The organism is bacterium (assembly GCA_035703895.1).
GTDB lineage: Bacteria > Sysuimicrobiota > Sysuimicrobiia > Sysuimicrobiales > Segetimicrobiaceae > Segetimicrobium.
Window position 1 is genome coordinate 1 of the sequence record DASSXJ010000023.1, and the last position, 6,323, is coordinate 6,323.

The window sequence follows — 6,323 nt, forward strand, 5'->3', positions numbered from 1 at the left end:
CTCGCCGATCTACGCCGGCGCATCGCGGCGACGCGCTGGCCTGACAAGGAGCAGGTCACCGACGAGACCCAGGGCGTGCGGCTCGCGACCATGCACAGTCTCGCGCAGTACTGGCAGACCGGCCACGACTGGCGGAAAGTCGAGGCGCGGCTCAACGCCTTGCCGCAATTCATGATCGAGATCGATGGGCTCGACATCCATTTCATCCATGTTCGATCGAAGCATGAGAAGGCGTTGCCGATGATCGTCACGCACGGATGGCCCGGCTCGGTCATCGAGCAGCTGAAGATTGTCGATCCGCTCACCGATCCCACGGCCCATGGCGCGAGCGCATCGGACGCCTTCGATTTGGTGATTCCGTCGCTGCCGGGCTACGGCTTCTCCGGGAAGCCGACGGCGCCCGGGTGGAACCCGGTCAGCATCGCCAAGGCGTGGGCGACGCTGATGCAACGCCTAGGCTACACAAAGTACGTGGCGCAGGGTGGTGACTGGGGCAACGCCGTTTCCGAGGTGATGGCCCTGCAACAGCCGCCGGGATTGCTCGGTATTCACACCAACATGGCCGCCACCGTTCCCCCCGATGTGTCGAAGGCACTCGCGGTTGGCGGCCCGCCGCCGACCGGCCTCTCACCTGATGAAAAACACGCGTGGGATCAACTCGACGACTTCTACAAGAATGGGTTGGGCTACGCCCTCGAGATGAACAACCGCCCGCAGACGTTGTACGGAATCGCCGATTCTCCGGTTGGCCTTGCGGCGTGGATGATCGACCATGACATTCGCAGCTACCTAATGATCGCGCGCGCTATCGACGGCAAGCCGGAAGGGCTGACGCGGGACGACATCCTCGACAACGTCACGCTCTACTGGCTGACGAACACCGCGATCTCCTCAGCACGCCTCTACTGGGACACCCGGCATAATCTTCCAGCCGGCGGCTTCTTCGATGTGCGGGGCATCAAGATCCCGGTCGCCGTGAGTGCTTTCGCCGAAGAGATCTACCAGGCGCCGAAGAGTTGGGCTGAGAAGGCGTATCCCAAGCTCATCCACTACAACAGGTTCTCCAAGGGCACGCATTTTGCGGCCTGGGAACAGCCGAAGCTGTTTGTGGACGAACTTCGCGCGGCATTCAAATCGCTGCGCTAAGGCCTGCTTGGAGACGACCCCTTGCCGCTTAGCGTATGGTGTCGCCAGCCTTCCGCTCGGTACCCCCGTCGAGTTGGAAATCATCCTCGACGTCGGTCACAATGTGCCTCAAGAGGCTCCGCAGGCGTTTGCCAAGGCTGTCGTTGATGCCGATGGTTATTGAGAGGGTTATTGATCGGTTGGGATCTACGAACAACAGGATACACATTATCTGGAGGTGGATGATGAAACTGACCTGGATGAAAGTGACGATGATCATGCTTCTGGGCGTGCTCGTCGCGGGCCCGCTCGGAGGGACCCACTACGCCGCCGCTCAGAACTCCCCCGGGGTGGACAAAGCGCTCGAGGCAGCCACAACCGCCAACACCAAGGCAGCGACGACCTGGCAAAAGGCGATGACGAAGATGGGCATGATGGGCAAGATGCCCATGACCACCAACGAGAAGGCGATGATGGACGAGATGAGCATGGTGACGGACATGAGCAAGAACCTGGTGGACGCGAACAAGCAGCTCATCGAAGCGATCAAAGCAATGCGCGGGGGAAGCAAGGTCAAGTAATCGTCGCAGGCGAGGCGGCGGGGCCGGCCGGGTGGCTTTTTCAACGCCAAGGGAGTCTTCATTCCGGTGGCCGTAAGCGTCTTTCCTAGCGAGCAATATCAAGCCCCGCGGAGTTGGACAGATTGGGCTACGCTAAGAAATTCTCGGGCAGATATGCGCACCGGACCATCAAGGGCGGCATCGGGCACAATCTGCCTCAAGAAGCTCCGCAGGCCTTTGCCAAAGCGATCGTCGACGTCGACCGTTATTGATCGGTTGTGCGCCCGACCCGAGATGACATCTGTCTTCTAAAAGACGCCCAGTTGGCGGAATGCCGCCTGCTCGGCGGGGTGGAGCAAGCCATAACTCCAGTCCATGGCGTCGCGGAGGGTGTGATGCCGCCCCAGTACATCCCGCGCTTCTTCCGTGGACAAGAGGGCCTGCCCTTGAAGCCGAGCGAGCATCGTCGTCGGCGACAGCACGCGGCTGCGGGCTGCGGCGATGCGAATCGCGAGCGGGAGGCCGTCGAGCCGGTGCAGGAGCGCGGCGAGGGCGTGCGTGTCCGCCGGGGTGAGCGCAAGCTCTGGCTGGATGCGCCGTGCGTGTTCCAGAAAGAGGGCCGCCGCCGGCGCCTGCTCCACGGTGGCCAGGTCCGGGGCGCGCAGATCGGGCAGGGCGAGCCCGGCCAGGGGAACCTGATGTTCCAGGCGGAGCTTCAACGGTTCGCGGCTCGTGACCAATACCTTGAGCGCCGGGGCTGCGGCCAACAGCTCCGCCACCCGAGCCGCTGCGGGCAAGAGATGCTCAAAATTATCCAAGACCAGTAGGAGGTGGCGGTTCCTGAGATACGCGGCGACTCGCTCCGCCGGTGAAAGAGCGGCGGCCTCCTCGAGCCCGAGGGCTTGTCCGATCGCGGCGTCGATCTCGGCGGGGTTATGGAGGGGTGCGAGGTCGACAAACCAGACCCCATCGCGGAACGCCGGCTGGACGTCCCGGGCCGCCGCCAGGGCCAGGCGTGTCTTCCCGATGCCACCCGGGCCCGTCAGCGTGACGAGGCGCGCCGACTCGCCGAAGAGGTGCGCGCGAACGGCCTCCATCTCGCGCTCCCGGCCGAATAGTCGCGAGGGATCAGATAGAACCGTGGACGGCAGCGCGCCGAGGGTGAGCGACGCGGCGTCCGGTCTGGCCCGGCCCGCCCGGTGGCGCGACTTGATCATCGTCCCCTCCCATGCATTTGCAGAACGACGATGTTGTTTGTTAGTATTCCGCTGGGGATTCGTCCCGGCAATTCACCGCGTCGCGCCTGCCTGGCCAGTTGTCTGTGAACAGCTAGATTTTCCTCGAGATAGGTGCCGGCCTCCCCTTGCTCCTCTGCGGAGTTGAGCATGTCCAAGCGACGTCGAGAATCCCAGGGCGCGCCTCGCAGGACGCCACCGAAGGCTCGGGGGACGCTGCCCTTGACGCTCCTGTCCGACCCGACGCCTCTGATCGGCCGCGACCGCGAACTGGAGGTCTTGCACCAGTACCTGCTCGGCGAGACTGTGCGCCTCTTGACTTTGACAGGTCCGGGCGGCGTCGGGAAGACACGGCTCGCGGTCGCAGCGGCCCGCTGCGTAGAGTCGGCCTTTCCCGATGGGGTATGGTTTGTCGATCTGGTGCCGCTTCGGGATCCCACCCACATCGACGCCGCGATCGCCCAGGCGTTGCAGCTCGGAGAGACCACCGCTCATTCCTCCCAGGAGCGGATCACCGCATACTTGAAACACCGCCGCGTTCTGCTCGTCCTGGATAACTTCGAACACGTTCTCCCCGCCGCGCCCCGGGTCGGTGAGTTGGTGGCCACCTGCCCGCACCTGAAGGTGCTCGTCACGAGCCGCGAGCCGCTGAATCTTCGGTTGGAGCACGTGATGGTTTTGGCGGGACTCGCGTTGCCCGATCTTGCCCGGCCAACCCCCGAGAGCGTCGCCCGAGCAGCCTCATCGGCGCTCTTTTTGGAGCGGGCCAGGTTGGTCCAGCCCGATTTTGCCCCCACGCCTGCGGACGCCCAGGCGATCGCCGAGCTGGTACACCGGCTCGACGGGATGCCCCTGGCCATCCAGATCGCGGCGGCTAGCAGTCGCGCCTTGTCGCCGGCAGCGATGCTGGAACGATTGCAGGGGCCGGCCTTACTCTCGATGGAAGAGACGCGCGACGCCCCGGCCCGGCATCACACCCTTCGGGACACGATTGAGTGGAGCCACGCCTTGTTGACCAGCAGCGAGGAGATGCTGTTTCGACAGCTGGGCATATTCGCGGGGGGATGGGCGCTCGACGCCGCAGAGGAGATCGTCCAGGGATGGGACCCGGTGGTCCCCCTCTGGCGCGTGCTCGGGGCGCTCGTGGAGAAGAGTCTGGTACAGACCGAAGGCGTCAACGGCGCCGATCGACGGTACCGGATGCTGGAGACGATCCGCGAGTACGCGCTGGAACGGTTGGGGGCGAGCGGGGAGCTCGACACCGCACGACAGCGGCACGCTGCCTACTACCTCGCCCTAGCGGAGCGCGCGGAACCGGAGGTGTGGGGTCCGGAGGAACGGGCGTGGCTGCGGCGGGTGGAGCAGGAGCGTGAGAACTTCCGCGCCGCGCTGCGGTGGGCCACGGACCGGGGAGATGGCGAAACGGCCATGCGCCTCGCGGGGGCGCTCGCCTACTTCTGGTGGGCACTCGGCAACCTGCGGGAAGGGCGCCGGTGGTTGGAGCAGGCGCTTGCGCTGGGCCCGGATATCCCTTCGCGATTCCGCGCGAGGGCGCTCGAGGGCGTCGCCACCCTCGCGTCATCCCTGGGCGACCATCCTGCGGCTCGGGGGCTTCTCCAGCACGCAGTAGAATTCGCGAGGGCCCTCGGCGACTCGGCCGGGACGGCCCGCGCCCTCACCCGGCTCGGTATGGTCGCCGCGTTCGAGGGGGACGCTCGGGAGGCGCAGACGCTGCTGGAGCGGAGCCTCGCCTTGTGGCAGGAGGAACACGATCTACGGTGGCAGGCACACACGTTATTCCTCTTGGGGGGGGCGCGTATACTCCTGGACGATCTCGGGCGGGCCGAGGCCGCCCTCACCGCGAGCCTCGACCTCTCCCGCACACTGGGGAACAGGCGCATGGCGGCGGCCGACATGAGTGAACTCGCCCGCGTCAAGCTCAAGCGAGGAGACGACGCGGGAGCCGCCGTGCTGGCGGGCTCGGCACTCAATTGGGCACGCGAGCAGGCGCCCTTGCGCGCGTGGTGGTTTACGGTGGCAGCCGCCGCGTTGGTCAGCGCTCACCTCGGCCACCTCGACCATGCCGTGCGGCTGTTGGCCGCGGGGGAGGCATGGAGCGAGTCGACGGGCGACGTCCTTGCCTTTGGATCCCGCGTTCGAGAGGAACAAGAGAAGATCACGGCCCAGGCTCGCGATCAGATGGACGGGTCGGAGTATCGCACGGCGGTGACAGAAGGACGCACGCTGTCGGTGGACGAGGTGGCCGATTTGGCGCGGGCCGGTCTTGAGCCGTTCGCGGGCACCGGTCCGGAGGGCGCCACCACGACCGGCGGGGCGCAGCCCCGCGCGTTCCTCAGCAGCCGGGAGCAAGCGATCCTGCGCCTCGTCGCCGAGGGGCTGCTGAACAAACAGATCGCGACCTCGCTCGGCATCGGAGAACGCACCGTGAAATCGCATCTCACGTCGGCGATGCGAAAACTGGGCGTGGACACTCGCGCGCACGCGGCGGTTGCGGCGGTGCAACGCGGCCTGCTGTAGTCCTCCTTGGCGCGGGCCAAGACCCGAATGCGGCCCCCGATCAGCGATTCGAGAAGACGGGGAAGTAACAACTTCGTTAACGCGGAGCGAGTTGGGAATGTCCACGAGAAGACACCGGTTCACTATGTCAGTGGATAGGCCGGGGTGGAACGGGTTCGAGAAACAAACGAGGTGGGTACGATGCAGAAGATTCTAGCGGCGGTCGTTTTGGCTGTGAGTCTCGCGTTTGCGTCGAGCGTAACGTTTGCGGGTGCCCGTGGGGTTGAAGTATCGGCGTCGCCGACGGAGCCCGCGGGTCAAGGCTATGACACGGGATACGGCACCGTGGTGCAGCCACAGCATCCGGCTTTGGGCGTGCAGTTTCCCTTATAAGGTGGGCACACGGTCCGCCGTTAACGCCCGAGCCGATCGGAGCGAGTCTTAGGCGTAAGTGCCCCGGCCCTCAGGGGAAAGAGATGGCGAGGTTGACCATCGACGCGTTCTGCAAGAATGTGCTGTAGCTTGGATGGGCAGCCGCGTATGCGAGAGAAATCGATAATCTGATCTGAAGACCCTCGATGACGGTCTTGCTGCAACGAACCCCGGTTGGGGAGTGGTGAGCGGTCCATCAACGCCTGCTTCTTCTACGGCCTGAGCCCCTTGAGTGTCGTGTGGGGCAGCTCATTCTTCAGCAATTCCCAAGGTAGGCCAGTCGGGAATGCCCAGAGTGGTGATCGAGTTTAATAACTATCCTTCCGTGCAGTTCGAAGAATGAAAAGCATAAAGAAGCGTGTCATGAGCAAATCTCTCGAAGGAAAGATCGCCCTTGTCACAGGCGGGAGCCGTGGCATCGGCAGGGCCATCGCCCTGCGTCTCGGGCGCGACG

5 protein-coding genes and 2 pseudogenes are annotated in these 6,323 nt (G+C 64.7%); 6 read left to right on the forward strand and 1 reads right to left on the reverse strand.

Going from position 1 to position 6,323, the window contains the following annotated elements; all coding sequences use genetic code 11:
* The 4 genes and pseudogenes from VFP86_01650 to VFP86_01665 form a co-directional block, all read left to right on the forward strand.
* Positions 1-1,146 (forward strand): epoxide hydrolase (locus VFP86_01650; protein HET8998330.1); only part of this gene is annotated, 1,146 nt, incomplete at its 5' end.
* Positions 1,147-1,370: 224 nt separating this feature from the next.
* Positions 1,371-1,706, forward strand: a complete 336-nt coding sequence (locus tag VFP86_01655; GenBank protein ID HET8998331.1) for a hypothetical protein — start codon at positions 1,371-1,373, stop codon at positions 1,704-1,706.
* Between the two features lie 30 nt (positions 1,707-1,736).
* Positions 1,737-1,829 (forward strand): annotated as a pseudogene (locus VFP86_01660) (epoxide hydrolase (part 1)).
* A gap of 5 nt (positions 1,830-1,834) precedes the next feature.
* Positions 1,835-1,957: pseudogene (locus VFP86_01665) on the forward strand (alpha/beta hydrolase).
* Positions 1,958-1,993: 36 nt separating this feature from the next.
* On the opposite strand, the gene VFP86_01670 reads toward VFP86_01665, so the two are convergent.
* On the reverse strand, positions 1,994-2,902 hold the full coding sequence (locus VFP86_01670) for an AAA family ATPase (protein ID HET8998332.1): 909 nt from the start codon (positions 2,900-2,902) through the stop codon (positions 1,994-1,996).
* A 168-nt stretch (positions 2,903-3,070) separates the two neighbouring features.
* Between VFP86_01670 and VFP86_01675 the strand changes: the two genes are divergently transcribed.
* Both VFP86_01675 and VFP86_01680 read left to right on the forward strand, forming a co-directional pair.
* On the forward strand, positions 3,071-5,458 hold the full coding sequence (locus tag VFP86_01675) for a LuxR C-terminal-related transcriptional regulator (protein HET8998333.1): 2,388 nt from the start codon (positions 3,071-3,073) through the stop codon (positions 5,456-5,458).
* A gap of 774 nt (positions 5,459-6,232) precedes the next feature.
* Positions 6,233-6,323, forward strand: a 91-nt coding sequence (locus VFP86_01680) for a short-chain dehydrogenase (protein HET8998334.1), incomplete at its 3' end; no start/stop codon positions are given.

Coding starts and splice junctions, on each gene's coding strand:
- VFP86_01655 (HET8998331.1), top strand. CDS start 1,371: ATGAAACTGACCTGGATGAAAGTGACGATGATCATGCTTCTGGGCGTG.
- VFP86_01675 (HET8998333.1), top strand. CDS start 3,071: ATGTCCAAGCGACGTCGAGAATCCCAGGGCGCGCCTCGCAGGACGCCA.
- VFP86_01670 (HET8998332.1), bottom strand. CDS start 2,902: ATGATCAAGTCGCGCCACCGGGCGGGCCGGGCCAGACCGGACGCCGCG.